The following is a 24010-nucleotide window of genomic DNA, read 5'->3' as shown; positions in this document are numbered from 1 at the left end:
TCATGACCCTGACCGTCCTGTTCTTCGTCCTGTCCGCCGTCCTGCTGCTCGTGAGTGTCGCCCTGCGCGAACGCGACGTGCCGGACACCGGCGCCATCGGCAGGAAGCCGTCCGCGCACATCGTCTCCGTCGCCCTCGCGGTGTGCGTGGCGACCGCGGCAGCCATGACCTTCGTTCGACTGATCGCCCTCGCCGGATGACGCGTCGCCCTCTGCGCGCACGTCGGACGGCGCGGGCCGTGGCCGCGGCGCTCGCCGCGGCCGCCTGCACGTCCTGCACGATCCCGACGAACAATCCGACCGGCCGACTGGGAGCCGCGCCCGCATCCGACGTCTGCGGCGAGAGTGCGATTCCCGGCGAGATCCCCGTTCCCGTCGGTGATCTGCCGGGGTGGACGCAGATCTTCACCGACGACTTCGACCGGTGCGAACTCGGCGGCAAGTGGAGTTCCTACAGTGGGCAGCCGGGTGGAAACCCGAACAGCTGGTGGGACGGGTCGATGGTCGAGGTGGCGGACGGCGCACTCACGCTGAAGTCCGAACGCACCGCCGACGGGTGGATCACCGGTGGGGTCTCCAACTATCCCGTGACGCAGCAGTACGGCCGGTGGGAGATCCGGCTGCGCGCCGACCGCAGTGACGACATCTCGTATCACATGCTCTTGTGGCCACAGCGCGAGAAGTGGCCACCGGAGATCGACTTCGCCGAGTCCGCGAGCGGGGAGCGCACGCAGATGGACGCGTTCGTGCACTGGGTCGATGCGAGCGGCGAGAACCGGAAGTCCCATGGCTTCGTCTCCGGCGACTTCTCGGAGTGGCACACGGTCGGGGTCGAGTGGGGGCCGGGAATCATCCGCTATCTGCTCGACGGTGCGGTGTGGGCCGAGGTCCGTTCGGACGTCATGGTTCCGGACCAGCCAATGTGGCTAGGGCTGCAGGCCGAGGCCGGCGCCTGCGAGCGTCGTGCGGACTGGGGTATCACACCGTGCTCCGAGACGAGCCCGTTGCGTCCGGACAGTGTGGACGTGGAGATCGACTGGGTGGCGGTGTACGCGCCGGAGAAGTCACAGCTGGACGCGATGAGCAACGGCACGATCGCGCCGGCGCCGAATGCCGTTCAGATGACCGAGGCCGGCTGAACGCCCCGCGGTTCACTGCCGAGTGCACGTACTGCCCTGGTCAGCGGAACGATGAGCACCACCGCCGACACCGTCTCCGCGACGATGTAGGCCCAGCCCATCGCAGCCAGACCGTGATCGTCGATGAGGGCGATGCTCAAGCCGAGGACCAGCGCCGCGTTGACGACCTGGACCACGATCGCCAGTCGTAGCCGCCGACGCACGCGGGCGACGGCGTTGTAGGCGAATCCCACGATCGCGGGGATCAGCGCGATCGCGGCGAGCCGAAGGAGCGGAGTTCCGGTGTCCGCGTAGTCGTCTCCGACGATGCGGAGCAGTACCGGCGCCACGACACCGAACAGGACGACGCCCCCAGCCGTGACCACCGCGAGGACGATCAGGAATCGCCGGGTCAACGCACGGACCTGGCCTGGGTCGGCGGCGACGCCGGCGACGTACGGCCCCATCAGGACGGTCATCAGCACGAGCACTGCCGATACGAGCGACCAGGCGATCGCGAAGTAGGCGTTGTGGTCGGCACCCATCTTGGCGACGACGATCAACGGAAGCATCAGCGGTGCAAGTGACCCCACGACATAGATGCCGTAGGAGCCGGCGAGGAAGGACCCCATCTCCCGCCGACTCGGCAGCTGGGAGGGGACCTGGGAGATCTCCGGGCGGCGCAGTCGGCGTGCGACAGCGACGCCGAGTACGGCGGCCCCGATCAGGGCGGGCACCGTCCAGCTCCAGATGATCGCCAGCCGGGACGCGGTGAATGCGAGGACAATCGCGGCGACCAGTTTGACCACGGCATGCGCGACGTTCTTGGTTGCCGCCCATCCCGCTTCGCGCAGGCCGACCGAAGTGTGGTCGAGAAGTGCGAACGCCGAGAACACAAGGACGATCAGGGGGAAGGAGGCCGCTTCGAGCGGACTGTCGAACATCTCCTCGGTCGGTCCCCAGAACAGGAACAGCGCGCCGAGGAGGAGTCCGCCGCAGCCGCCGAACACGAATCCGGCGCGTACCAACGTCGATGCTCGGGTGCCTGCGAGGGGCAGGAACCGCTCGAACAGAGCGCCGAGGCTGATGTTGCCGAATGCCGACAGCATGGTGGCGGTGGTGATCACCGCCGATGCGGCACCCACCTCGCGAGCGGGATAGTGGCGCCCGAGCAGTGCCCAGTAGCCGAGGCCGAGGATGCCGGTCAATCCGGCGGACACGGTGAGCGCGAGACTGTTTCGCTCGAGGCTCTTCGTCTTGACACCCGGGGCTGTCGAATCCGGCACGTCGACGGCGATACCGGCGCCGGTGTCGACACCGAGGGAGCCGCTCCCGCCTGCGGCGCGTTCGGCCGGGACGGGGGCGGCTCCGGTGGTCACTGCGTCAGTTCACGCACATCGGCGCGGGCCGATGCCTTGCGGATGTCCTTCGTGGCACGCCAGTGGTTCCATTCCTGCCCGATGGTGCGCAGCACGCGCATGCCGTCGCTGTAGGCGTTGAGGTTGCTGCGCCCGTGCAGTCGCGGCCCCTCGAAGCTGCCGACCTCGACGATGTTGAGCCCGCTGGTGGCGAGGCGGACGTTGATGACGGTTTCGATCTCGAAGCCGTCGCCCCACTGCGCACGCTGGTACTCGATCGGCGGCAGCTCGATCAGCGGAACGTGCTTGCGCCAGAACGCGTTGTAGCCGTAGCACAGATCGGAGAACTGGGTCCGGAAGACCAGGTTCACCAGGCCGTTGAGTCCCTTGTTCCCGACGTTGCGCAGCGCGGTGATGTCGGAGCTGCCCCCGCGGCCGACGAAGCGGCTTCCCTTGGCGAGGTCGGCGCCGCCGACGAGTGCCTCCACGAACAGGGGGATCTCGGCGGGATCGGTCGACCCGTCAGCGTCGATCATCACGATGATGTCGCAGGTCGCGGCGGCGAAGCCACACGCGAGGGCGTTGCCCTTGCCGCCCCGGGTCTGGGTGACGAAGGTGGCCGCAGGCCACAGCGAGCGCGCCACCGCAACGGTGTCGTCCACGGAATTGCCGTCCACGAACACGATCTCGTCGATGCCGTCCGGCATCCGAGAGGCGACGAAGGGAAGGTTCTTCGCCTCGTTCATGGCGGGGATGATGACCGAAACTGTAGGCCTGCCGCCACGACCGGCATCGCCGTCGGCGGGGGGAACGACGGTCGGAACTGCGGGGGTTCCCGGACCGTCCGTCGGTGTTGGGATGCTCACGTCGATGGCTCCAGTTTGTTCACATCAGGGCCGAATCGCACGAAAACCGGCTGCGCCGTTACTCGTTGATCGATCGGGGGTCCCGCAGTTCGTCGAACCGCGAGTTATACAGTAGAAGGTAGGCAAGCCTAAGCAAAGCGCGTCGGCGCCCCCTGTGAGGACTGTCACACCAGACGAAGGGAACCCTCGTGCACACCCAGGTAGCGATCATCGGAGCCGGCCCCGCGGGCCTGACACTCTCCCGCATGCTCCATCTCCAGGGCATTTCCTCGATCGTGCTGGAGAACCGCGATCGGGAGTACATCGAGACCCGAACCCGGGCCGGCGTCCTCGAGCAGCCCACCGTCGCACTGATGCACGAACTCGGAGTAGGCGAACGCCTCAGCACGGAAGGCATGTCGCACAACGGCTTCTATCTTCGATTCGACCGCGCCACCCATCACCTCGACTTCCATCGTCTGGTCGGCGGCCACGCCACGGTGTACGCCCAACAGGAACTGGTCAAGGATCTGGTCGCGAACCGCATGTCCACGGGCGGACCACTCCTCTTCGGCGCCGAGGTGACCGCGATCGAGACGACCGCCGACGGTGCGCGCATCCTCGTCGACCACGCGGGCACACCACTCGAGATCACCGCCGACTTCGTCGCGGGCTGCGACGGCTTCCACGGTGTCAGCCGTGCGCACATCCCGGCCGGTCGACTCCGCGAGCACAGTCGCACCTACCCGGTGGCGTGGCTCGGCATCCTGGCCCGGACCGCGCCGACAACCCCCGAGGGCATGTACTGCGCCCACGAGAACGGACTCTCGGTCCACAGCATGCGCGGACCGCGCATCACCCGCCAGTACCTGCAGGTTCCCGCGGACACCGATCTCGACGACTGGTCGGACGAGCGCATCTGGGACGAGCTGGCACTGCGCAGCGCGAGCGACGACCACCCCGAACTCGAGCGCGGCGAGATCTTCGACCGGTCGGTGGCACCGTTGCGTTCGTATGTGTGCGAGGCGATGCAGGACGGGCGCCTCTTCCTGCTCGGCGATGCCGCGCACATCGTGCCGCCGACCGGGGCGAAGGGCCTCAACCTGGCGGTCTCGGATGCAAGCACCCTCTCCCACGCCCTCGGCGCGTACTTCGCCGCGGGCGATCGATCGTTCCTCGACGCCTACTCCGAGACGTGCCTGCCGAGAATCTGGAAGGCACAACAGTTCTCGTGGACGCTCACCACGACCCTGCACGCACTGAGCGACGACCCCATGGATTGGCAGCTGCGGCGCGCCCGCCTCGGCAGATGGGTGGAATCCGAGGCCGAACAAGCCGCCCTCGGCGAGGTGTACCTGGGCCTGCCGTTCCCGACTCGATGGAACTTCACCGGGTGACGCACTCGACGGCTCGCCCCGACGGTGTGGCGCAGATGCAGCCACCCCCCTATGATCCAGCACGTAGCTTTGTGTAGCCTACCCTAATACTGCGGGACGCCAGCGCGTTCGACCCCGCATGCGCGACGTTCCGATTGGAGTCCGGCCGATGTTGAGTTTCCCCACGACCACACGCGCTCGAGCCATGAGCGGCAAGGGACTTCGACTCTCCCGCATCTCGGATCACGGCACCGGCCGGACCTTCATCGTGCCGATGGACCACTCCGTCACCACCGGCCCCCTCGGCGCCGCCGACCACGCCGACGCCACCGTCCGGACGCTTGCGGACGCGGGCGCCGACGCCGTGATCCTGCACCGAGGTCGCGTCCGCCACGTCGATCCCGCCGTCTTCGCGCGCACCGGACTGATCGTCCACCTCTCCGCAGGCACCAACCGCAGCATGGACCTCAACGCGAAGATCCTGGTCACGAGTGTCGAAGACGCCCTGCGGATCGGCGCGGACGCCGTCAGCATCCACGTCAACGTCGGGTCACCCACCGAACGCGAACAGCTCGCGGACTTCGGCGCGGTGTCGCGGGAGTGCGAACTGCTCGGCATGCCACTGCTCGCGATGATGTACGCCCGCGGACCACTGCGGGCCGACCTGCCGTCGGACTCCGGCGAACTCGCCCACCTCGCCGCCATCGCGACCGACCTCGGCGCCGACATCGTCAAGCTCGACTACTGCGGCGACCCGGACGAGATGCGGCGAGTCGTCGAGTCCTGCCCGATCCCGATCTGCGTCGCAGGCGGACCGAGCACAAGCGATGGCGACGACCACGCGATCGCGCTCGGCGCGGAGATCCTCACGTCCGGTGTGGCCGGATTGAGTTTCGGCCGCAACGTGTTCGAGGCGCGAGACCCGTTCGCAGTCGCATCCGCCCTGGCGCGGCTCGTCCATTCCCCTGCCCCCGCCATCGAGCTCGAAAGCGCCTGACGGCGCCCGATTCACCTCGCGTCACACATGAAGGGAACCCGTCCGAACATGGACAGCACCATCGTCACCGACCAGATCGTCCCCACCGCAGGCGCGGGCGCCGACTCCCGTCGCACCCCCGTCAGCCGCGAGGGTCACTTCGCATGGCTCGACGTGCGTGCGGTGGACGAGGGTCTGCTGCCCGCCGTCGTGCAGGCGGCACTGCACCACCGCATCGACGGCATCCTGTCCGACGATGTCGCCACGTTCGAGGGCCTGCCGCCGACGGTGCGCCGCATTCTCGCCGTCGACGCACCCGTCGCAGAGGACTTCCCCTACGACGCCGTCGACCTCGTGATCCTGTCGAACCGCGGCGACGTGCACTCGAAGCACATCGGCCGCACCCCGGATCGCGGTGTGCACGTGGTGGTCTCGGATGCCCCCACCCTTCAGGAGGCCTGCGAGGTCGTCCGTGAGGTTCCCTGGACCTTGCTGACCTTCACCGATCCGACCAAGATCCCCCTGGAGATCGTCATCGCGGCCGCCGAGAACTCGGGCGGCCGGACGATCACCACCGTCAACGACGTCGAGGACGCCGAAATCGTCAAGCTGGTGCTCGAGCACGGCTCCGACGGACTGCTGCTCGCACCGCGCACCGCCGACGACGTGGTCAAGCTGGCCCGGATCGTCGACCACAAGCTCGAGGGCATGGAGCTCTCCGAGCTCGTCGTCACGAAGGTCGAACACATCGGCATGGGCGATCGCGCCTGCATCGACACCTGCTCGCTGCTCGAGCTGGACGAGGGCTGCCTGATCGGCTCCTTCTCCACCGGGATGTTCCTGTCCTGCAGCGAGACCCACCCTCTTCCGTACATGCCGACCCGTCCGTTCCGGTGGAACGCGGGCGCCGTGCACTCCTACGTGCTCGGCCCCGACAACCGGACCCGCTACGTCAGTGAACTGCAGGCGGGCTTCCCGATCCTCGCGGTCCGCACCGACGGCAGTGTCCGGGAGGTCCGCATCGGGCGTGTCAAGATCGAGAAGCGCCCGCTGATCTCGATCACCGCCGTCGCCCCCAACGGCAAGAACGTGAACGTCATCGCGCAGGACGACTGGCACGTGCGCCTCCTCGGCCCCGGCGGCTCGGTCAACAACGTCACCGAACTCACCCCCGGCGACGTCCTGCTCGGCTACGTCCCCACCGAGGCCCGTCACGTCGGACTGCCGATCACCGAGTTCTGCGACGAGCGCTGACCGACCATGCCCAGCACGCCCGACATCCTGTGGTACATCGGGGCGAACGACGGTGAGGTGCCGTGGGATCCGCGGCACCGCTTCGAGCCGTCGTTCGCCGCGCTGCGCGAGCAGGCCCGCACGTTGGACCGTCTCGGTTTCCACGGCGCCCTGACCACGGCGAGGGAGGCGATCTCGCTGGTGGCCGACACCGAACGGCTCCGGTTCGTGGTCCCCGAGTACCCGGGCGTGAAGCCGCCGGTGCTGTTGGCCGAGGAGGCACAGGTCTTCGACCAGTACTCCGGTGGCCGACTGATCTACAACCAGGTGAACGGCGCCGACCCGGTGCTCGCCCGCTACGGCAGCTTCCACTCCAAGGCCGAGCGATACGCGGTGTCGGAGGAGTACTGGAAGCTGGTCAGGCGGCTCTACCTCGACGACACCGACGGCTACGAGGGCACGTATTTCGGCTACGGACCGCGCTACAAGCCCGCGATCGCCGGCCCGCGCCAACCCGGTGGCGTCCCGGTCTGGGGCACGGGCGCGTCCCCCGAGGGCATCGCGCACGCCGCGCAGGTGCTCGACGCGTACCTGATGTTCATGAGCCCCGAATCGGCGATGGACGCACTGTTCACCAAGGTCCGCAAGGCATCTGCCGATGCCGGCCGCGAGATGAGGTTCGGCGTGCTCGCCAGCGTCGTCGTCCGCGAGACCGAGAGCGCGGCGTGGGAACGCTTCGAATGGCAGCTGTCCCAGACGTCACCGGAGTCGGTGCTCGCCACGGCCGACCGCAACCTCACCAGCTTCGGCTTCCCACCTCTCGCGGATCTGACATCGGAGGATCGTCAGGTGCAGGCCCGGATCGACGCGCTGCGCGCCGGGCGACTGCCCACCCGCGCCGAGCTCGAGTACGCGCCCAACATGGCCGCCGGGCTGACCACATGGACCGGTGCGGAGCCGCCGTTCGACGTGGCGGGCAAGGGCACGGGCAACTATCTGGTCGGCAGTGCGGACCAGGTTGCGGACCGCATCCTCGGCATGAGCGAGAATCTGGGCATCGACATCTGGATCCTGTCGGGGTGGCCACTGATCGACGAGGCGAAGTACGTCGCGGACCTGCTGTTCCCGCGTCTCGGTGTCACCACGACACCCGACGTGTGAGGTTGCCGTGCCCGATCCCGCAATGACGCCCATTCACCCGGCGACGCCCCAGCTCGCACCGCCGCGTGGCCACGAGCCGTTTCCCGTTCCGTGGATGTCGATCCGCGACCGATTCGACGTGGTCGCGGACTCGCTGCCCGAGCAGACCGCGGTCGTGTGCCAGGGCGAGCACATCACCTACTCCGAGTTGCGGGAGCGTGCGCTCGGCGGGGCGCGGGCACTCGTCAAGTCACGCAAGGGTGTCCGCCGCCCGATCGCGATCGACACCGAGTGCACACTCGACTGCGTCGTCGCGATCGTGACGGTGCTGGTGTCCGGGTACCCGCTCGTGCTGCTCGACTCGCAACTGCCCGAGCAGCGACGTATCGAGATCATCACCCGCAGTCACGCGGCGCGCTTCCGGCCGTCCGAACTGGCCGCGCTGCCGTCCTCGCCCGGCACGCCCCTGCACTCGGGCGCCCCGACGGACACCGCCGTGTTGCTCTTCACGTCGGGATCGACCGGGAAGCCGAAGGCAGTGCGGCAGGGACAGCGTCTCTGGCTGAACCAGGCCGCCGATTTCCACACGACGCTCGGAACGGGCGCATCGGATCGGGTCGGGATGGCGCTGCCCATCAGCTTCGGCGGCGGACTCGACGTCGTGATGACCTCGCTGCTCAACGGCGCCACACTGCACTTCCTCGATCCCCGCGAAGTGGGTATCGACGCCATGCCGCACTGGATTTCGGGCGAGCGGCTGACCACCCTGCACGCCACCCCGTCGCTGCTGCGAGCCGTGATGACGGCGTGCACGGACACGCCGGCCCTGTCGGACCTCCGCCTCGTCACCACCTGTGGGGAGGCCGTGCACGGCGCCGACGTGACCCGGCTGCGGGCGCTGCTCGGCCCGGATGCCTCGTACTGCAACCTGTCCGGGTCGTCGGAGACCGGCAACCTCGCGTTCAACGCGTTCCCTCCCGGACGCCCCGTCCCGGACGGTGTGTTGCCCGTGGGGGTGGTCGCCGCGAACAAGACCGTCCGCCTGCTCGGGCCGGACGGCGCACCGGTCGGCCCGGGCGAGGTCGGCCAGATCGTCGTCGAGTCCGACTACCTCGCGGAGGGGTATTTCGTGGACGGGTTCGGCCCCGGTCCCCTCGACGACCGGTTCGGTACCTCCGACCATGGCGTTCGCTCCTTCCGCATGGGCGATCTGGGCCGCTTCGACGACGACGGAATCCTGCACCTGGTGGGTCGCGGAGACGACGCCGTCAAGATCCGCGGGTATCTCGTCGAGCCGTCGGAGGTCGAGTCGGCGCTGCGCAAGATTCCTGCCGTCGAGGACGCCGTCGTCGTCGCCAGGAAGTCGGACAACGGTTCCACGGCCCTCGTCGGCTACGCGGCTCTCGCCCACGGCGATCGGGCGCCGTCGGCGGCCGATCTCCGATGCGAACTGCGGAACCTGTTGCCGGACTGGATGGTTCCCACGAACATCGTCCTGATGCCGACCCTGCCCCGAAACGAGCGAGGGAAGGTGGACCGCACGGCCCTGCCGGATCCCACGCCCCGCGCTTCGGTGGTCCCGCCGCGCAGCGGTACCGAGACGACCGTGGCCGCGTTGTGGTCCCAGATCCTCGGCGTCGACCCGATCGGCAGGGATGACGACTTCGTTTCGCTCGGCGGGGATTCGCTGCAGACCCAGCAGATGCTCACCCGGGTCGAGGAGCGTTTCAACGTCCAGTTCTCGTCGGCGACGCTGGCCGGTTTCCCGACCCTTCGGCACTTCTCCGCGCACCTCGACGGCACGAACTCGGGTGCGGCCGCCGCCACCTCGGTACTCGTTCCGCTCAGCCCGGACGGCGTCGGCAGACCCGTGTTCGCGTTCGCCGGCGCCGGATCGACCGCGTTGGCGCTGCTCCCTCTGGCGCGCGAGTTGAGCAGGCCCGTCCACGGCCTGCAGGCCCACGGACTCGAGAGCCGGGGACTTCCGGACTGGACGGTCGCGGCGGCCGCGCGCCGATTCCTCACGGAGATCCGCCGAGTCCAGCCGCACGGGCCGTACGCCTTCGTCGGGCATTCGCTCGGCGGCGTCATCGCCATGGAGGTCGCCCGACTGCTCGAAGCGGACGGGCACCACGTCCAGATCGTGGTCTGCCTCGACACGATCCTCGGCGGGCCACTGTCGGAGGGCGGACCCGACCTGCCTCGCACCGCGAGCACCCGACCCGCCGTCGACGGACCGGCTCCCAGCCGCGTCGCACTGTGGCGCACCCGTTTCCGGCTACTCACGGCGGGCATCGTGCCCCGTCCCGCCCAGAAGCAGTGGGACCTCTTCCACGAGCTGGGCAGGCGGGTGGCATTGCTGCACAAGCTCCAGCCGTGGCACGGACGGGTCGCGGTCGTGATGGCCGAAGACAACCCCGACGAGCCGTCGTGGTGGTCGATCATCGCGCCGAACGTCGTGTCGGTGGACCGGGTGTCGGGCGATCACGTCGGGATGCTGCGCGCGCCCCATGTCGCGCGGACCGCAGCACTGGTCCGCACCGCCCTGGGGGACAGGACATGACGCACCGGCACGCGGTGCTGGTCCTCGCACATCACCAGCCACGCGTGCTGGCGTCGCTGCTCGAGTCGCTGCGCCACCCGGCGATCGACGTGTACGTCCACGTGGACGCGAAGTCGGACCTCACGCCCTTCCTCTCCGCGGCCCCGGAGCGCGACGGACTGACCTACCTCCACGAGCGACGCACCGTGTCCTGGGGCGGATTCAGCATTGTCGAGGCGACACTGGATCTCATTGCCGCAGCACAGGCTTCGGGGCAGGGCCACGTACGTTTCTCCCTGCTGTCGGGCGCCGACCTGCTGATCGCCCCACTCGACGACGTGCTCGCGGCGTGGTCGACGGACACCGAGTTCCTGCGCGTCGACCATCGGCTCACGGGACCGGGTTCGCAGCGCGGCCACGTCGTCGCGCGCCGGCACTTCGCGGACCGTTCCGGCCCCGTGTGGGCCCGCCTGTCCGGGCGGCTGCCCCGACGGGTCGACGACACGATCCCACTGGTGCAGGGCTCGATGTGGTGGTCGCTGACTCCGGCCGCGATCGCGGAGGTCACCGGATTCCTGGCCGCGCACCCGCAGTGGCTGCGATTCCACCGGCACACCCTGTGCCCCGACGAAGTCGTCTTCCACTCGATCGTCGCGGCCTCGCCGCTCGCCGACCGCATCGCCCAGCACGTCGACCGCGAGTCCGACATCGCCGCATACCTCGCGCATCCGCTGCACGGAATGCACCACATCGACTGGTCGGATCGTCAGGCCGTCAACCCCCGCACGTTCACCGCCACCGACGAGGCCGAGTTGCGTCGCTCCCCCGCGCTGTTCGCGCGCAAGGTCGACGACTCGGGGCTGGCACTCATCGACGCATTCCGTTCCTCCGAACCGGTGACGCCGTGATCCGCGTGCCGAAACGTCTCGCCACGGCTAGCCTCGAATCCAACGCCGCGGCCCTGATGGTGTCATCGGTGGCGACGGGTGCGCTCGGATTGGTGTACTGGGCTGTCGCGGAACGCTTCTTCGACACGTCGGAGGTGGGCCGCGCTTCCGCGGTGATCAGCACGGCAACCATGCTGGCGTCGGTGTCGTGTCTGTCCCTCGGCGGGGCGTACCAGCGGTTCCTGCCGCTCGCGGGGCGTTCCTCCACCCGGCTGATCGTGGGCGGCCTGACCCTGACCTCCACTGTGGCACTGCTGCTCGGCACCCTGTTCCTGGCGGTGAATCCGTCGAACTCACGACTGTTCACGTCCACGACCGAGCTCGTGCTGTTCCCTCTGATCGTGGTGGCCTTCGCCGTGTACGCCCTGTCCGATCCGATCCTGACCGGACTACGGCTCGCGAAAGCCGTGGCGGTCAAGAACATTGCGCTGTCGGTGCTGAAGATCGTGCCCGTCGTCGTACTCGCGGGGACGGGTTCGGCTCTGGCGCTGACGGGTTCGTGGGCGGTGCTGGCGTTCGTCGTCACCGCGGCGGCGGTCGTCCACATGCTGCGCACCGGGGTCCGTGGCCGCGAACACACCGACCCGCAGCTGCCGCCGACGCGGGAACTGTGGGCGTTCCAGGGTGTGTACTTCACCATGACGCTCGTCGTCACCGTGACGCCGCTGGTGCTACCGCTGATCGTGGTCGCGCAGCTCGGCACCGAGCAGAACGCGTACTTCAATCTGGCGTGGACGATGTGCTCGGCGGTCGGGCTGCTCCGCAGCTCCGTCGGTTCGGCGTTCATCGTCGAGGCATCGGCACCGGACGCCGACCGGGCCGCCCTGCTCCGCCGCCTGGTGAAGATGCTCGGCGCGGTGGCCGTGGTCTCCGCTGCCGGGTTGGCGGTCGGCGGGCCGCTGGTCCTGTATGTGGTGAGCCCCGACTACTTCCACGCCGCGGCCGGTCTGGTGGTGGTGATGGCGGTGGACTCGCTCGTCGGCACCGTCGTCATCCTGTACTTCCTCCTCGCCCAGATCCTGCGCCGGCTCCGGCTGATGTTGGCGATCCAGGTGGTCATCGTCGTCACCACCCTCACTGCGACGCTGCTCCTCGTCCCTCGGCTCGGCCTGATCGGTGTCGCGTGGGGTTCCCTCTCCGCACAGATCATCGCCCTGCTCATCCTTGCGCTGCCTCTACGCCGAGCGGTCTCCGAGATCGCTCGCCCTTCCGGCAAGCCCCTCGGCCTCGTCCCGGAATCCATCGCCGCCAGGTAGTCCGGGGCCCGCGCCGGGCCCGACGGCGTTCCACCTCTCCGTGCCGCAGCAGGTACCAGACTCAGCGTTCCTTAAGCATTCCCTAAGTAAGGTTTACCTCAGTCAACAAGCTTGGCTCACCAACTGCGTAGGGCGCGTGGGGACAACCCGGCGCCGCGCACGATGTCGATCACACGCCGCGCCGCAGAGGCAGCGCGGTGCCCAAATCCGAAGGGACCCACGATGGGTGTTTCACGCAAGCTGGCCGGCGCCGGTGTCGTTGCCGGACTCTCCGCTCTTGCTCTCGTTGCCAGCCCCGCGCTGTCGTCGGCTCAGGTCACCGGCACCTGGACCGCGACCGTGTCCGGCTCACAGATCACCACCACGGTCACCGGCCTGAAGACCACGCTGCCGTTCAACTACTGCGAGGGCTACGTGTACCGCGGCGACGCCACCGCCTTCGACCGGGCCAACATGGTCCAGGAGTTCCTCATCACGGGCACGGACATGGTGAAGGACCAGGTTCTCGCCGGCGTCGCCGGTTCGGGTACCTCGACGGACCTGGCCACGGGCGAGTACTGGGTGGTCACCAAGTGCAAGGAGATCGGCGACACCGGCTACCAGGTCGTCGGCACGCCCAGGCTGGTCGCGGTCACCGACGGGTCGACTGCTCCCGAGTCCGGCAGCGTCGAGGACATCTTCAGCCAGTTCGGCAGCTAGTCTGCGGGTTTCGTGATCCGGGTGCGGTCGGCGGGCTGCAGCCCGCCTGCCGCACCCGTCATCGTTGCCGGTTCTACGCTCGCCGTGCCGGCGTTCCCGCTGCGCCGCGGCCGGGCATCGGTTCTCGTTCGACGTCGATCCAGCATGGCGAGACTTGGGATTGACGGACCCCGCGTAGCCCTGCCGGCGGCAGGATTGGCGCCGCTCTTTGTCGCATCAGTGCTGGTAGCGGGACGATTCGGACATTTCAGTCGACCTCGATATCGGCTCGGGCTACGTGTGCCGCAAGTGCTAGGTTCCCAGTAACAAAGGTTCGCCTAGCCTGACTCGGGCCCGGGCGGCTCCGCATTCGGAATCGAGGGTTGCTGTGCTTGCACTCGCCGCCGACGCCACGGCGCCGGGGATCGCGACCCAACTGTTCGGCAGCGGCCTGATCGGCCTTCGAGAAGGCCTCGAAACCGGCGTCGTCGTCATGATCCTCGTGGCGTTCCTGGTCAAGTCCGAGCGCCGCGACGCACTGAAGTGGGTGTGGCTCGGTGTCGGTACCGCGATCGCGATGGTGGCCGTGATCTTCGCCGCCATCCACTTCGGTACCTCGACCGTCACCGGAACCGCGGCAGAGCTGATCAGCGGCATCGCCTCCCTCGTGGCGGTCGCGATCGTCACCGCGATGGTGCTGTGGATGCGTACCGCAGCGGCCACCATCTCGGGCGACCTGAAGGACAGTCTCGGCAAGGCACTCGCGATCGGCCCGCTCGCGGTCGCGGCGATGGCGTTCTTCGCGGTCGGCCGCGAAGGCGTCGAAACCGCTCTGCTCCTCGTCGGCTACGCCGAGAACGCGGGAAACAGCGTCTGGCCGCTGATCGGACTCCTGCTCGGCATCGGGGTCGCGGCGGTCCTGACGGTGCTGCTGTACTTCGGCGCGGTCCGGATCAACTTCGCGAAGTTCTTCAAGTACACCGGGGTGTTCCTCGTGGTCGTTGCCGCGGGAATCCTGGCCTACGGCGTCCGGGCTCTGCAGATCGCCGGGTGGCTGCCCGGCGGAACCAACTTCGCCTTCGACGCATCCTCCTGGTTCGACACGTCCAGCTGGTACGGAACGGTGCTCCAGGGCATCTTCAACTTCCGCCCCGACCCGACGGTCCTCCAGGTCGTCGCGTGGGTTGCCTACATCGCCATCGTGCTCCCGCTGTTCCTGCGTCCGGTCAAGAAGCCGTCCGCGGCGCCGACGGCCTCCGAAACCTCCGACCTTCCCGCATAACCCGAAAGGCACCTCCTGTGCGTCGATCCACTCCCGCTCTCGCCCTCCTGGCTCTGACGCCGCTCGCGCTTGCCGCGTGCACGTCGAAGTCGGATTCCAGCGCGGACGCCATCGCTGTCACCGCCACCGACACCACGTGCGACGTCGCCTCGAACACCGCGGAAACGGGCAACACCACCTTCTCGATCACCAACAACGGGTCGAAGGTCACCGAGTTCTACGTCTTCGGCGCGGGTGATCGCGTCATGGGTGAGGTCGAGAACGTCGGCCCCGGCCTGACCCGCCAGCTGATCGTCAACCTGACCGAGCCGGGCACCTACCACACCGCCTGCAAGCCGGGCATGGTCGGCGAAGGCATCCGAACGGAATTCACCGTCACGGGCGAGGCCAAGGCCGCGACCGACGAGTCGGGCCAGCTCGCCGAGGCTGCCGCAGGCTACAAGCGGTACGTGACCAGCCAGGTGACCGCGCTGCAGGAGACGGCCGCGAACTTCGTCGCGGCGATCAAGGCCGGCGACATCGAGGCGGCGAAGGCCCAGTTCCCGACCACCCGCACCTACTACGAGCGCATCGAGCCGATCGCCGAGTCGTTCCCCGACGACCTCGATCCTCGACTCGACCTGCGCGAGGTCGACGTCGAGCCCGGCTGGAACTGGACCGGCTTCCACCGCCTCGAGAAGGACCTCTGGGTCTCCGGACTGCAGCCGGACACCAATGCGATGGCCGATCAGCTGACCGCGGACCTGCAGGAACTGGCCGACGGCATCGCCGCCGAGGACTTCGTCGTCGACCCGATCCAGGTCGCGGGCGGTGCACAGACCCTCCTCGACGAGATCTCCCGGACGAAGATCACCGGCGAAGAGGACATCTTCAGCCACACCGACCTGTATGACTTCCAGGCCAACGTGGACGGGTCGCAGGCCGCGATCGCCTCGCTCCGCCCGATCATCGACGAGCGGAACCCCGAACTGGGGCAGCGCATCGACCAGCGGTTCGCCGATCTCGATGCGGCCCTCGCGCAGTTCCGTGCCGGCGACGGCTTCGTCTCCTACGACACGGTCACCGAGCCGCAGCGGCAGGAACTGTCGCACAAGATCGACGCATTGTCCGCCGAAGTGAGCCAGGTGCAAGGTGTCGTCGCAGGAGACTGATCCGCAGGGGAACCCCACACCGCCGTCCGGGAAGATCTCCCGCCGAGCGCTTCTCGGCACGGTCGGTGTCGGGGTCGTCGCCGCGGGAGCGGGTGTCGCCGTCGGGCGCCTCACCGCTCCCGAGGACACCTCCGCGAACGGGGACGTCGTCGAGTTCCGGGGCGTCCACCAGGCAGGCATCGTCACCCCCGCCCAGGACCGGATGCACTTCGTCGCATTCGACGTGATCACCGACTCCCGGGACGAACTGGTCGAGCTGCTCAAGACGTGGACGACGATGGCCGAGCGGATGACCGTGGGCGAGGAAGCAGCGCCCGACGGCGCGCTCGGGGCGGGCACCTACACACCGCCGAGCGACACCGGCGAAGCCCTGGATCTGGAGGCCGGCCAGCTGACCCTCACCATCGGCTTCGGCCCCTCGCTGTTCGAGAAGGACGGGGTAGACCGCTTCGGTATCGCCGACAAGCGACCGGCCGCGCTCGTCGAACTGCCCAAGTTCACCGGCGATGCGCTCGAACCCGCCCGCAGCGGCGGCGACATCTGCATCCAGGCGTGCGCTAACGACCCACAGGTCGCGGTGCACGCGGTCCGCAACCTGGCGCGGGTCGGGTTCGGGGTGGTCGCCGTCCGCTGGTCGCAGCTCGGCTTCGGGCGGACCTCGTCGACGTCGACGAGCCAGACGACGCCGCGAAACCTGTTCGGGTTCAAGGACGGAACCCGCAACATCAAGGCCGAGGAGGACGACGCCGTCAACCGGTTCGTCTGGGTGGACCCCGCCGACGATCAGGTGTGGATGGGCGGCGGCTCCTATCTCGTCGCCCGCCGCATCCGCATGCTGATCGAGTCGTGGGACCGCACCGTCCTGCACGAGCAGGAGCGGGTCATCGGACGCAGTAAGGGCACCGGAGCGCCGCTGGGACAGGACGACGAGTTCGACGAACTCGATCTCGATTCCAAGGGCCCCGACGGCCACCTCGTCGACGTCGACGCGCACGTGCGTCTGGCATCGAGGGAGGAACTCGGCGGCATCGAGATCCTGCGCCGCGGATACAACTTCACGGACGGATCGGACGGGTTCGGGCACCTCGACGCCGGACTGTTCTTCATCGCGTACTGCCGCGACCCGCAGAAGCAGTTCGTGCCGATGCAGCAGAACCTGGCGCGGAACGACGCGATGAACGAGTACATCAAGCACGTCGGGTCGGCGGTGTTCGCCGTGCCGCCGGGCGTCGAGGACGGGACCTACTGGGGCTCGACCCTGTTCGGCGGAAGCAGGGAGTCCGCGGGAAATCCCTGAGGACTGCCCCGCTGCACGACAACGACCCCGCACGGCGAAACGGAGTGCGTCACGAGGTGACGCACTCCGTTCACGTTCTGTCCGCCGCGCGGACGAGCATCAGCTTCCGAAGATGCCGAGCACGCTGCCGAGCAGGTCCTTCACGAACGCACCCGGGTCGCTCGATCCACCGGTCGCCGGCGCGCCACCGGTGACGGTGACGCGCACCGAGGCGATCGGGTCCTGGTAGTCGGTGTCGCCCTCTTCCTTGCACTTCGTGCGCACCTGGTACTCGCCCTCAGGGAACACCGCGGACGTGCCGACACCGGACGCGTTGGTCAGGACCTGGCCCGCGACCATCGTGTCGCCGACGACGAGGTAGCTCTGGCCGACCTTCGTGGTCGAGTCCAGGACGGTGGCGTCGGCGCGGTACACGGTGCCCTCGCACTTGACGAACGGCTTGGTGGTGTTCAGGCCGGTGATCGAGGTGGTGATGGTGCCCGCGCCTGCGTTCGCCTGGACCGTCGCGCCACCCGTGATCGCCGCAGATCCGATGGCCGGGTTGACGACGAGGGCGAGCGCCGAGAGGCCCGCGAGGGTTCCGGCCGCGGCAAGGCGGTGCGTGGTGCGAGTAGCCATGAAGTGTGTCCCTTCGATTTGTCGCCGCGCCGACCGCCCCGAACGAGTCCGGCCGGTCCGCGAGGAGCAGCGCGCGGCATCCGTGGTGCGTCGTCGTGACGCCAGGTCGATCATGGCAGGGCAATACTTAGGGGACCCTGAGTAGCGGTCGGGTCCGAGCTCTGCCAGTAGGCTGACCGACCATGACCACCACCTGCACGAGGTCACACTCATGAGTTCGTCGGGCCGTGAACTGTCCCGCCGCGCGTTCGTCGGAGGAGTGTGCGCGGCCGGGTGCCTCGCGGTCGCCGGCTGCGCCGGATCGTCCGAATCGGAGCCGAAGCGGTCGGGCCCGCTCCAGGTCCCCGTCGGAGACGTTCCCGTCGGCGGTGGCGTGGTCCTGCGGGCCGATCAGGTGGTGGTGACGCAGCCCGAACCCGGTGTCTTCCATGCCTTCTCAGCCGTGTGCACCCACGACGGATGCCTGGTGTCCAGCATCGACAAGGGTCTGATCGTGTGCCGATGCCACGGCAGCGCATTCTCCGTCGATGACGGTTCGGTGGTCCGCAGCCCCGCCCAGAAACCGCTGCCGACGCGCGTCGTCGAGCAGACCGGCGACACCCTCACGATCACCACCTGACCTCGGTCCTACGCGCGGGCCACCGCCTCGACCACCTTGCGTCCGGTGAAGCGGAGCGTCTCGAGTCCCGGCTTGCGGAGGACGGCCGACACCGCAGGCCCGGCGACCGCGGCGAACGCCCTCGCCGCGGCGACCGGCCGCGGGCCCTCCGGCCTCGGCAACCACAGCAGGGCTTCGAGCGCATCGTCGGACAGTGGCCGGCTGCCGACCGCAAGCGCATGCTCACGAGCGATGCGCAGGTGCGCCTGCCGCTGCTCGACGGAATACAGTGCACTGACCTGCGATTCGTGTATGCGGTACAGGTACCCGACCATCGGCAGGTTTCCGAGTCGACCGTGCTCGGACAGTTCCGTCCACATCCGGTAGTCCTCCGCGTGGGCGAACTCGGTCCGGAAACGCAGCCCCGTGCGGTCGAGTGCCGACGCCCGGATCATGACCGACGCACCGCAGTGCGGGCTCGCCAGCAGCATCCGCTGCCTGCACGCCGCGTCGCTGACCGGCATCCGGACGCGTCCGGTGAGCGCGCCGAACAGTTCGTAGTCCGTTCCGCAGACGATCAGGTCCGGATCTGCACGCATGGCGCGGATCTGGGCCGAGAGCCTGCCCGCCGGCATCGGGTCGTCGGCGTCCATTCGCGCGACGAACTCACCTCGGGCCTCGTCGAGTCCGCGGTTGAGGGCGCCGACGAGGCCGGTGTTGTCCTGCCGCACGACCCGCAGTCGTGGATCGTCCACCGATGCGAGCACGGCCGGGGTCTCGTCGGTGGATCCGTCGTCGACGACGAGCAGTTCGAAGTCCCGGAAGTCCTGCGCGAGGATCGACTCGATCGACTCACGCAGATACGGCGCGGCGTTGTAGGCGGGCACCAGGACGGTGACCGTGGGCGCGTTCATCGGTACCTCAGGATGGTCGAGTAGAGGCCGGGCGTGACGCCGAGCATCGCGGCGAACACCGCTTCTCGGCGGTGACCGGTGCGCAGGAGCGGAATCACGTCGCGCATCGACACCTTGCTCCGGACGCGGGAGATCGCCTCGTCGTACAGGTCCGGACGGGACGCGGCCGCATGGTCGGCGCGCATCGCGACGTGTGCAACGGAGCGCAGGATCTCGCGGTACCGGAAGCCACGCATCTCGGACGCCCAGCGGTCGCCGAGGCCCGCCTCGGTGACGGCGATGTCGACGTCGCGTTCCACGGTGAACAGGTCGAAGGTGCGCCGGTTCAGGGACGTGCTGATCGACCCCTCGCGGTACAGGTAGCGGTACAGCGGCTCGTCCACCAACGCGATCCGGTTGGCCCCCAACGACATCCGCATCAGCGGCGCCATGTCCTCGTAGCCCTGGTCCTCGTCCCACGGACGGTCACCCAGCAGCTCGCGGCGGAAGAGTTTCGTGCAGGCGTATGCCTTGGCCCGCCCCGTGACGAGCAGGTGCGCGAACACCGTCCCGGACACCACGATCGCCTCGTACGGCGCCTCGTCGATCTGCAGGACGCGTCCGTGCTCGTCGACGCGCTGGGTGCGGGTGCACGCGAAATCCGCGGACCCGTCCGTGAGAGCACCGGCGAGCAGTTCGACGAACCGTGGATCGGCTTCGTCGTCGCTGTCGAGGAACCAGATCAGATCGCCTGTGGTGGCCGCGAGCCCGGAGTTTCGCGCACGGCCGAGCCCGCGGTTGCGCTCGTGCACGACGCTGCGGAAGTCCACTCCACGCTCACGCAGGAACCCCTCGGCAACGGCCATCGACTCGTCCCCGCCGCGGTCGTCGACGAGGACGATCTCGTCGACCGGACGAGTCTGGGCGAGCACCGATCCCAGGCATCCCTCGACGTATGGGAGGCAGCGGTACACGGGCACCACCACGGACACGCGGTTCACTGCGCTTCCTCGGTCTGCGTGAACTGCGGTGAGACAGTGGCGAAGATGCCGTAGTGGTCCGAGCCGGGCAGGTCCACGCGCTCGTACTCCCCCACGACCGCGTTCTTGAGCACGACCCGGTCGATCGCGATCACCGGTGGATACCAGCGGTCCGCCGGATAGGTGGGCACCAGCCCCGCGCCCGCCTGCTCCCCGGCGTCCACGAAGCCGTCGGTGAGGAGGTCGCGGTACCGGCTGTGCGAGAAGGTCGAGTTGAAGTCGCCGCTCACGACGACGGGATCGCCGTCGGCGGCCCGCTCGTGCAGCAGGTCGCGCAGCTTCTCCACCTCTGCCGCCCACATCCAGGACGGCGACGGGTACGGCGGCATCGGGTGCACGGCGGCGAGGGTCACTGTGCGGCCGCCGCCCACCTCCAGCGTGGTGACCAGGTTGGCCATCGAGAAGTCCCCGAGGCGCGCGGGGTCACGCAGCGGGAACCTGCTGTAGATGCCGGTGCCGCCCCCGCCGGATCCGTGGGGCACCAGGTACGTCTCGGGCAGATGATCTTCGAGACCCGAATCCCGAAGTCGGATCACAGCCGAATCCGTGAGTTCCTCCACCGTCAGGACGTCGACGTCCCGGGACCGTACCAACTCGACGAGGGCGTCCGTGTCCGCCTCACCGAGTCGAATGTTGGCCTGCAGCACGCGGATCTCGTTGTCCCTCGCTACCACGTCCGGGGCGTCGCGCACGTACAGCGGCGCCTGCATCGACGCGCCCGCGAGGACCACGACGACGCCGACGGCGAGCGTTCGCCACGCGCGCACGCACGCCAACGCCACAAGACCGACGATCCCGACGACGAGCAGCAGCGGCACGAACGACGCCAGGATGATCAGGGCGTTGCTCTCGGGCCCGACGACGTGCGCCACCGCCGCGAACGCCGCAGCGCCAACGGCCGCGACGCCACACACGTACACCGCGCGGCGCGCGCCGCCCCCCGGTGTCATCGGCGCCATCGGCGTCGCTCGGCTCGCAGCAGCGTCAACCCTCGTCGTTCAACTCGCACCCAGAACCTCGAACCACGCCCCGAGTTCCGGATCCGACGCCAGGTCGACGAAGTCGACGCTCACCCCTTCCGAGCGCCACCGCTCGACGAGCGACATCAACCGGACGGAGTCGAGGCCGAGATCGAGGAGATTCGCATCCTCGGTGAACTCGTCGACGGGCAGATCGAGCAGGGCCGCCAGGTCGGCGCGCATGCGGTCACGGGTCAGGGTCGAACTCATCGGTGGTGCCTTTCGAAATCGGTGACGTGTCGCGGCAGGGAACCGCTGGTCACGCCGACACTGCGGTGTCCTCGTCGAGCGTGGTTGTGGCGGTGGCGCGACGGAGCGTGCCGAGCACGACCAGCAGGACGAGCGCGACACCGCACAGGGTTGCGCTGTAGGCGACGATGGCGGCGGACGGCGCCACCAACCCGCCGACCGCACCCGCGACGAGGGCGCCGACGGACGCGCCCGCGACTTCCTGCGCCGCCCACAGTCCGTTGACCCGGCCCAGCATGTGCTCGGGTGTGTGGGTCTGGATCAGCGAGTAGCGCAGGACTTCCTGCACGGACGTGATCGCACCCGCGACGATCAGCAGGAGCATCGCCACGACCAGGACTCCCGCGAGCCCGACGACGGCCTGCGCGGCGAATCCCGCGGCGAGTGCGATCAGCAGGACGAGTCCCGGTCGGGTGAGCCTGCCCAGCCATCCACTGGTCACCGTCGCGATCACGGCGCCGACCGCGGTGGCGGCGTACAGGAGGCCGGCGGCGCGGGAGTCGTTGCCGAACCGCTCGTCGACGAAACCGGGAACGAGCACGAGCAGTCCGCTGCCGAGCATGGCGACGACACCGGCGATCATGACACCGCCGATCACCCGGTGCCCGGCGATGAACGCCAACACGGAGACCTCCTCGGCGGGAAGCGGTTCCGCGGCGTCGTCGGATCCCTCGGCGGCGCGACCGGCCGGGGCGGGGAGCGGCGGCAACCCGGCGAGCAGCGCGATGGTGATCGCGGTGCCGATCGCGGCAACCCAGTAGTTCCAGGACACGGAGAACGCGGCGATGACGACACCGCCGAGTGCCGGGGACACGACCGCGCCTGCCCGAGCGCTGAGCACGTTCAGGGCACCGACCCCGACCAACTGCTCGTGCGGAACGAGGGTCGGCACCACGGCGAACAGTGCGGCGATGCTGATGGATCCGATCAATCCGTTGATCAGCGACAGCACCAGGATCGCGACCCAGGACGGGTCGGCGAGCATCGCGTTGACCGCGAGCCCGACGAAGGTGATCCCGGACACGGTGCGCGCGAACAGGATCAGCTTCTTGCGGTCGTAGCGGTCGGCGAGGATGCCGCCCACCAGCATTCCGCCCATCGACGCGGCGCCCTCCACGGCGGCGACGAGACCGACCAGGAAGGACGACCCGGTGAGGGCGTACATCTGGATCGGCACGCCGACCATCAGCAATCCGATGCCGAAGATCGAGATGGTGCGGGCGATGAACACCCGCCGGAACGCTGCGCTCTCGCGCAGCGGCCGTACGTCGAGGAAGACACCGCTCTCACTCATGTCAGCCCGCGTTGCTCTTGGCGACGGCGTCGACGATCAACGGCATCACCTGGTCGGTGGCCCAGGCGAGGGAGATCGCGGACGGGAAGCCGATGGCGTTCGGCAGTCCGGTGTTGCGGGCGAGGGACACCACGGCGCCCTTCTGCACGGCGGGCAGCGCGTTCCAGGCCTCGAACTTCGTCAGGTAGCTCATGTCGCCGGTCGGCGACACGACGAACTCGACGTCGGCGTTCATGTTGCCGATGTTCTCGTAGGAGAGGATGCCGCGGCCGTCGGCGTCGACGGGCAGGGACGTGGCGTACGGGCTCAGGACCAGGCCGAGCGAAGTGAGGAACTGGCCGATGCCACGCTCGTCGGAGGCGAGCACCGACAGCTGGCCGCCCGTGTCACCGATGACCGCGTTGTAGACCTTGCCCGCGATGGACGGGTTCGCGTCCTTCGCGGCCTGCAGGTTCTTCTCGGCGTCGGCGATCACCGACTCGGCCTTGTCGGGGATACCGAGCGCGGCCGCGACCTTGCGGGTCGAGTTCTGCCACGGCTCACCGTTGGCCTTGGTGTCGAAGTGGACGACCGGGGCCTGCGTGTTCAGCTGGTCGAAGTTGGACTGGTCGAGTCCCCAGAAGCCGGTGGAGACGATGATGTCGGGCTGCAGCACGGCGAGCTTCTCGGCGATCGAGTCGGCGCCGGTGTCCATGTCGAGGGTCTCGACGCTCTGGCCTCCCAGCGCCTCCTTCTGCCAGGGCCAGATGCCGGTTCCGCCGGTGGCGGCGCGGTTCTGGGCATCCACCGGGAAGGCGATCGGGGTGACACCGAGGGAGAGCAGGATGTCGGCGTCCTGCGGGGACAGCGGCACCGCGCGGGTCGGCTGCGCCTCGACGGTCGATTCGCCAAACTTGCCGGACACCGTCACCGGGAACTGCCCCGCATCGGCGCTCGCCGACGCTCCGGCGGTGGTGTCGGTGCTGTCGGAGTCCGAGCCGCATGCGGCCACACCCAACATCACGGTCGCGGCGGCGACAGCGGCACCGATCCGTCTGGTCCATCGAGTGTTCATCTGTTCCCTTTCGTGCGGTTGACGTGTGTCCCCGTGCGGTTGGCGTG

Annotated in this window: 23 protein-coding genes; 14 read left to right on the top strand and 9 right to left on the bottom strand. The window is 68.7% G+C overall.

Features of this window, described 5'->3' with window-relative positions; translation table 11 throughout:
- The first annotated feature begins 2 nt into the window (after positions 1–2).
- Complete coding sequence (locus FFS72_RS10380; RefSeq protein WP_137873866.1) at positions 3–200, top strand: hypothetical protein; 198 nt, start codon at positions 3–5, stop codon at positions 198–200.
- Positions 197–1138 (top strand): glycoside hydrolase family 16 protein, encoded by a 942-nt coding sequence (locus FFS72_RS10375; RefSeq protein ID WP_137873865.1) that lies wholly within the window; start codon positions 197–199, stop codon positions 1136–1138. The genes FFS72_RS10380 and FFS72_RS10375 overlap by 4 nt, the downstream gene beginning before the upstream one ends.
- On the opposite strand, the gene FFS72_RS10370 is transcribed toward FFS72_RS10375, so the two are convergent.
- Both FFS72_RS10370 and FFS72_RS10365 read right to left on the bottom strand, forming a co-directional pair.
- Positions 1117–2496, bottom strand: coding sequence for a lipopolysaccharide biosynthesis protein (locus tag FFS72_RS10370; RefSeq protein WP_137873864.1), 1380 nt, complete (start codon positions 2494–2496; stop codon positions 1117–1119). The two genes, FFS72_RS10375 and FFS72_RS10370, sit on opposite strands and share 22 nt — an antisense overlap.
- Positions 2493–3341 (bottom strand): glycosyltransferase family 2 protein, encoded by an 849-nt coding sequence (locus FFS72_RS10365; protein WP_137873863.1) that lies wholly within the window; start codon positions 3339–3341, stop codon positions 2493–2495. Before FFS72_RS10365 ends, FFS72_RS10370 begins: the two co-directional genes overlap by 4 nt.
- A 188-nt stretch (positions 3342–3529) precedes the next feature.
- On the opposite strand from FFS72_RS10365, the gene FFS72_RS10360 reads away from it, so the two are divergent.
- The 11 genes from FFS72_RS10360 (at position 3530) to efeB (ending at position 17198) form a co-directional block, all read left to right on the top strand.
- Complete coding sequence (locus FFS72_RS10360; RefSeq protein ID WP_137873862.1) at positions 3530–4717, top strand: 4-hydroxybenzoate 3-monooxygenase; 1188 nt, start codon at positions 3530–3532, stop codon at positions 4715–4717.
- A 148-nt stretch (positions 4718–4865) separates the two neighbouring features.
- Positions 4866–5693 carry a 2-amino-3,7-dideoxy-D-threo-hept-6-ulosonate synthase gene (locus FFS72_RS10355; protein ID WP_137873861.1) on the top strand — a complete coding sequence of 276 codons (828 nt, stop codon included), beginning with the start codon at positions 4866–4868 and terminating at the stop codon, positions 5691–5693.
- Positions 5694–5741: 48 nt separating this feature from the next.
- A complete protein-coding gene (locus tag FFS72_RS10350) occupies positions 5742–6926 on the top strand; it encodes a 3-dehydroquinate synthase II family protein (RefSeq protein ID WP_137873860.1) in 1185 nt (394 codons plus the stop codon).
- A 6-nt stretch (positions 6927–6932) separates the two neighbouring features.
- Positions 6933–8066, top strand: coding sequence for an LLM class flavin-dependent oxidoreductase (locus FFS72_RS10345; protein WP_137873859.1), 1134 nt, complete (start codon positions 6933–6935; stop codon positions 8064–8066).
- Between the two features lie 22 nt (positions 8067–8088).
- A complete protein-coding gene (locus FFS72_RS10340) occupies positions 8089–10608 on the top strand; it encodes a non-ribosomal peptide synthetase (protein ID WP_137873858.1) in 2520 nt (839 codons plus the stop codon).
- Positions 10605–11495: a beta-1,6-N-acetylglucosaminyltransferase gene (locus FFS72_RS10335; protein ID WP_137873857.1), complete on the top strand. Its 891-nt coding sequence runs from the start codon at positions 10605–10607 to the stop codon at positions 11493–11495. The genes FFS72_RS10340 and FFS72_RS10335 overlap by 4 nt, the downstream gene beginning before the upstream one ends.
- Positions 11492–12790, top strand: coding sequence for a lipopolysaccharide biosynthesis protein (locus FFS72_RS10330; RefSeq protein ID WP_249353227.1), 1299 nt, complete (start codon positions 11492–11494; stop codon positions 12788–12790). The genes FFS72_RS10335 and FFS72_RS10330 overlap by 4 nt, the downstream gene beginning before the upstream one ends.
- Positions 12791–13012: 222 nt before the next feature.
- Positions 13013–13489: a hypothetical protein gene (locus FFS72_RS10325; RefSeq protein WP_137873856.1), complete on the top strand. Its 477-nt coding sequence runs from the start codon at positions 13013–13015 to the stop codon at positions 13487–13489.
- 367 nt (positions 13490–13856) lie between these two features.
- The gene (gene efeU / locus FFS72_RS10320) at positions 13857–14750 is read left to right on the top strand and encodes an iron uptake transporter permease EfeU (RefSeq protein WP_137873855.1); all 894 of its coding nucleotides are present in this window, start codon (positions 13857–13859) and stop codon (positions 14748–14750) included.
- A gap of 17 nt (positions 14751–14767) precedes the next feature.
- A complete protein-coding gene (gene efeO, locus FFS72_RS10315) occupies positions 14768–15901 on the top strand; it encodes an iron uptake system protein EfeO (protein ID WP_137873854.1) in 1134 nt (377 codons plus the stop codon).
- Entirely contained in the window at positions 15882–17198 is a 1317-nt protein-coding gene (gene efeB / locus FFS72_RS10310; protein WP_137873853.1) for an iron uptake transporter deferrochelatase/peroxidase subunit, read from the top strand. Before efeO ends, efeB begins: the two co-directional genes overlap by 20 nt.
- Positions 17199–17297: 99 nt before the next feature.
- Here the strand turns inward: efeB and FFS72_RS10305 are convergent, their stop codons facing one another.
- A complete protein-coding gene (locus tag FFS72_RS10305) occupies positions 17298–17816 on the bottom strand; it encodes a hypothetical protein (protein ID WP_137873852.1) in 519 nt (172 codons plus the stop codon).
- 211 nt (positions 17817–18027) lie between these two features.
- Here FFS72_RS10305 and FFS72_RS10300 point away from each other — a divergent pair, with 211 nt between their 5' ends.
- A complete protein-coding gene (locus tag FFS72_RS10300; RefSeq protein WP_137873851.1) occupies positions 18028–18435 on the top strand; it encodes a Rieske (2Fe-2S) protein in 408 nt (135 codons plus the stop codon).
- Between the two features lie 8 nt (positions 18436–18443).
- Here FFS72_RS10300 and FFS72_RS10295 read toward each other — a convergent pair whose 3' ends face one another.
- Genes FFS72_RS10295 through FFS72_RS10270 form a run of 6 tightly spaced genes read right to left on the bottom strand, consistent with a single transcriptional unit; the run spans position 18444 to position 23963 of the window.
- The gene (locus tag FFS72_RS10295; protein ID WP_137873850.1) at positions 18444–19328 is read right to left on the bottom strand and encodes a glycosyltransferase family 2 protein; all 885 of its coding nucleotides are present in this window, start codon (positions 19326–19328) and stop codon (positions 18444–18446) included.
- Complete coding sequence (locus FFS72_RS10290; RefSeq protein WP_137873849.1) at positions 19325–20308, bottom strand: glycosyltransferase family 2 protein; 984 nt, start codon at positions 20306–20308, stop codon at positions 19325–19327. The genes FFS72_RS10295 and FFS72_RS10290 overlap by 4 nt, the downstream gene beginning before the upstream one ends.
- Positions 20305–21297, bottom strand: a complete 993-nt coding sequence (locus tag FFS72_RS10285; RefSeq protein WP_137873848.1) for an endonuclease/exonuclease/phosphatase family protein — start codon at positions 21295–21297, stop codon at positions 20305–20307. The genes FFS72_RS10290 and FFS72_RS10285 overlap by 4 nt, the downstream gene beginning before the upstream one ends.
- Positions 21298–21345: 48 nt before the next feature.
- Positions 21346–21576: a phosphopantetheine-binding protein gene (locus FFS72_RS10280; protein ID WP_050062993.1), complete on the bottom strand. Its 231-nt coding sequence runs from the start codon at positions 21574–21576 to the stop codon at positions 21346–21348.
- 49 nt (positions 21577–21625) lie between these two features.
- Complete coding sequence (entS, locus tag FFS72_RS10275) at positions 21626–22909, bottom strand: enterobactin transporter EntS (RefSeq protein ID WP_137873847.1); 1284 nt, start codon at positions 22907–22909, stop codon at positions 21626–21628.
- A gap of 1 nt (position 22910) precedes the next feature.
- Positions 22911–23963 carry an ABC transporter substrate-binding protein gene (locus FFS72_RS10270; RefSeq protein ID WP_137873846.1) on the bottom strand — a complete coding sequence of 351 codons (1053 nt, stop codon included), beginning with the start codon at positions 23961–23963 and terminating at the stop codon, positions 22911–22913.
- Between the last annotated feature and the right edge of the window lie 47 nt (positions 23964–24010).

The sequence above is a fragment of the Rhodococcus sp. Q genome, assembly GCF_005503035.1.
In the GTDB taxonomy this organism is placed as follows: domain Bacteria; phylum Actinomycetota; class Actinomycetes; order Mycobacteriales; family Mycobacteriaceae; genus Rhodococcus_G.
This window is presented reverse-complemented; position numbering and strand designations above follow the sequence as displayed.

Excerpts from the sequence above, each read along its gene's own strand:
- FFS72_RS10355 (WP_137873861.1), top strand. The coding sequence starts at position 4,866 with ATGTTGAGTTTCCCCACGACCACACGCGCTCGAGCCATGAGCGGCAAG.
- FFS72_RS10305 (WP_137873852.1), bottom strand. The coding sequence starts at position 17,816 with ATGGCTACTCGCACCACGCACCGCCTTGCCGCGGCCGGAACCCTCGCG.
- FFS72_RS10340 (WP_137873858.1), top strand. The coding sequence starts at position 8,089 with ATGACGCCCATTCACCCGGCGACGCCCCAGCTCGCACCGCCGCGTGGC.
- FFS72_RS10270 (WP_137873846.1), bottom strand. The coding sequence starts at position 23,963 with ATGAACACTCGATGGACCAGACGGATCGGTGCCGCTGTCGCCGCCGCG.
- FFS72_RS10350 (WP_137873860.1), top strand. The coding sequence starts at position 5,742 with ATGGACAGCACCATCGTCACCGACCAGATCGTCCCCACCGCAGGCGCG.
- FFS72_RS10375 (WP_137873865.1), top strand. The coding sequence starts at position 197 with ATGACGCGTCGCCCTCTGCGCGCACGTCGGACGGCGCGGGCCGTGGCC.
- FFS72_RS10380 (WP_137873866.1), top strand. The coding sequence starts at position 3 with ATGACCCTGACCGTCCTGTTCTTCGTCCTGTCCGCCGTCCTGCTGCTC.
- FFS72_RS10295 (WP_137873850.1), bottom strand. The coding sequence starts at position 19,328 with ATGAACGCGCCCACGGTCACCGTCCTGGTGCCCGCCTACAACGCCGCG.
- entS (WP_137873847.1), bottom strand. The coding sequence starts at position 22,909 with ATGAGTGAGAGCGGTGTCTTCCTCGACGTACGGCCGCTGCGCGAGAGC.
- FFS72_RS10345 (WP_137873859.1), top strand. The coding sequence starts at position 6,933 with ATGCCCAGCACGCCCGACATCCTGTGGTACATCGGGGCGAACGACGGT.
- FFS72_RS10335 (WP_137873857.1), top strand. The coding sequence starts at position 10,605 with ATGACGCACCGGCACGCGGTGCTGGTCCTCGCACATCACCAGCCACGC.
- FFS72_RS10300 (WP_137873851.1), top strand. The coding sequence starts at position 18,028 with ATGAGTTCGTCGGGCCGTGAACTGTCCCGCCGCGCGTTCGTCGGAGGA.
- FFS72_RS10280 (WP_050062993.1), bottom strand. The coding sequence starts at position 21,576 with ATGAGTTCGACCCTGACCCGTGACCGCATGCGCGCCGACCTGGCGGCC.
- FFS72_RS10285 (WP_137873848.1), bottom strand. The coding sequence starts at position 21,297 with ATGACACCGGGGGGCGGCGCGCGCCGCGCGGTGTACGTGTGTGGCGTC.
- FFS72_RS10325 (WP_137873856.1), top strand. The coding sequence starts at position 13,013 with ATGGGTGTTTCACGCAAGCTGGCCGGCGCCGGTGTCGTTGCCGGACTC.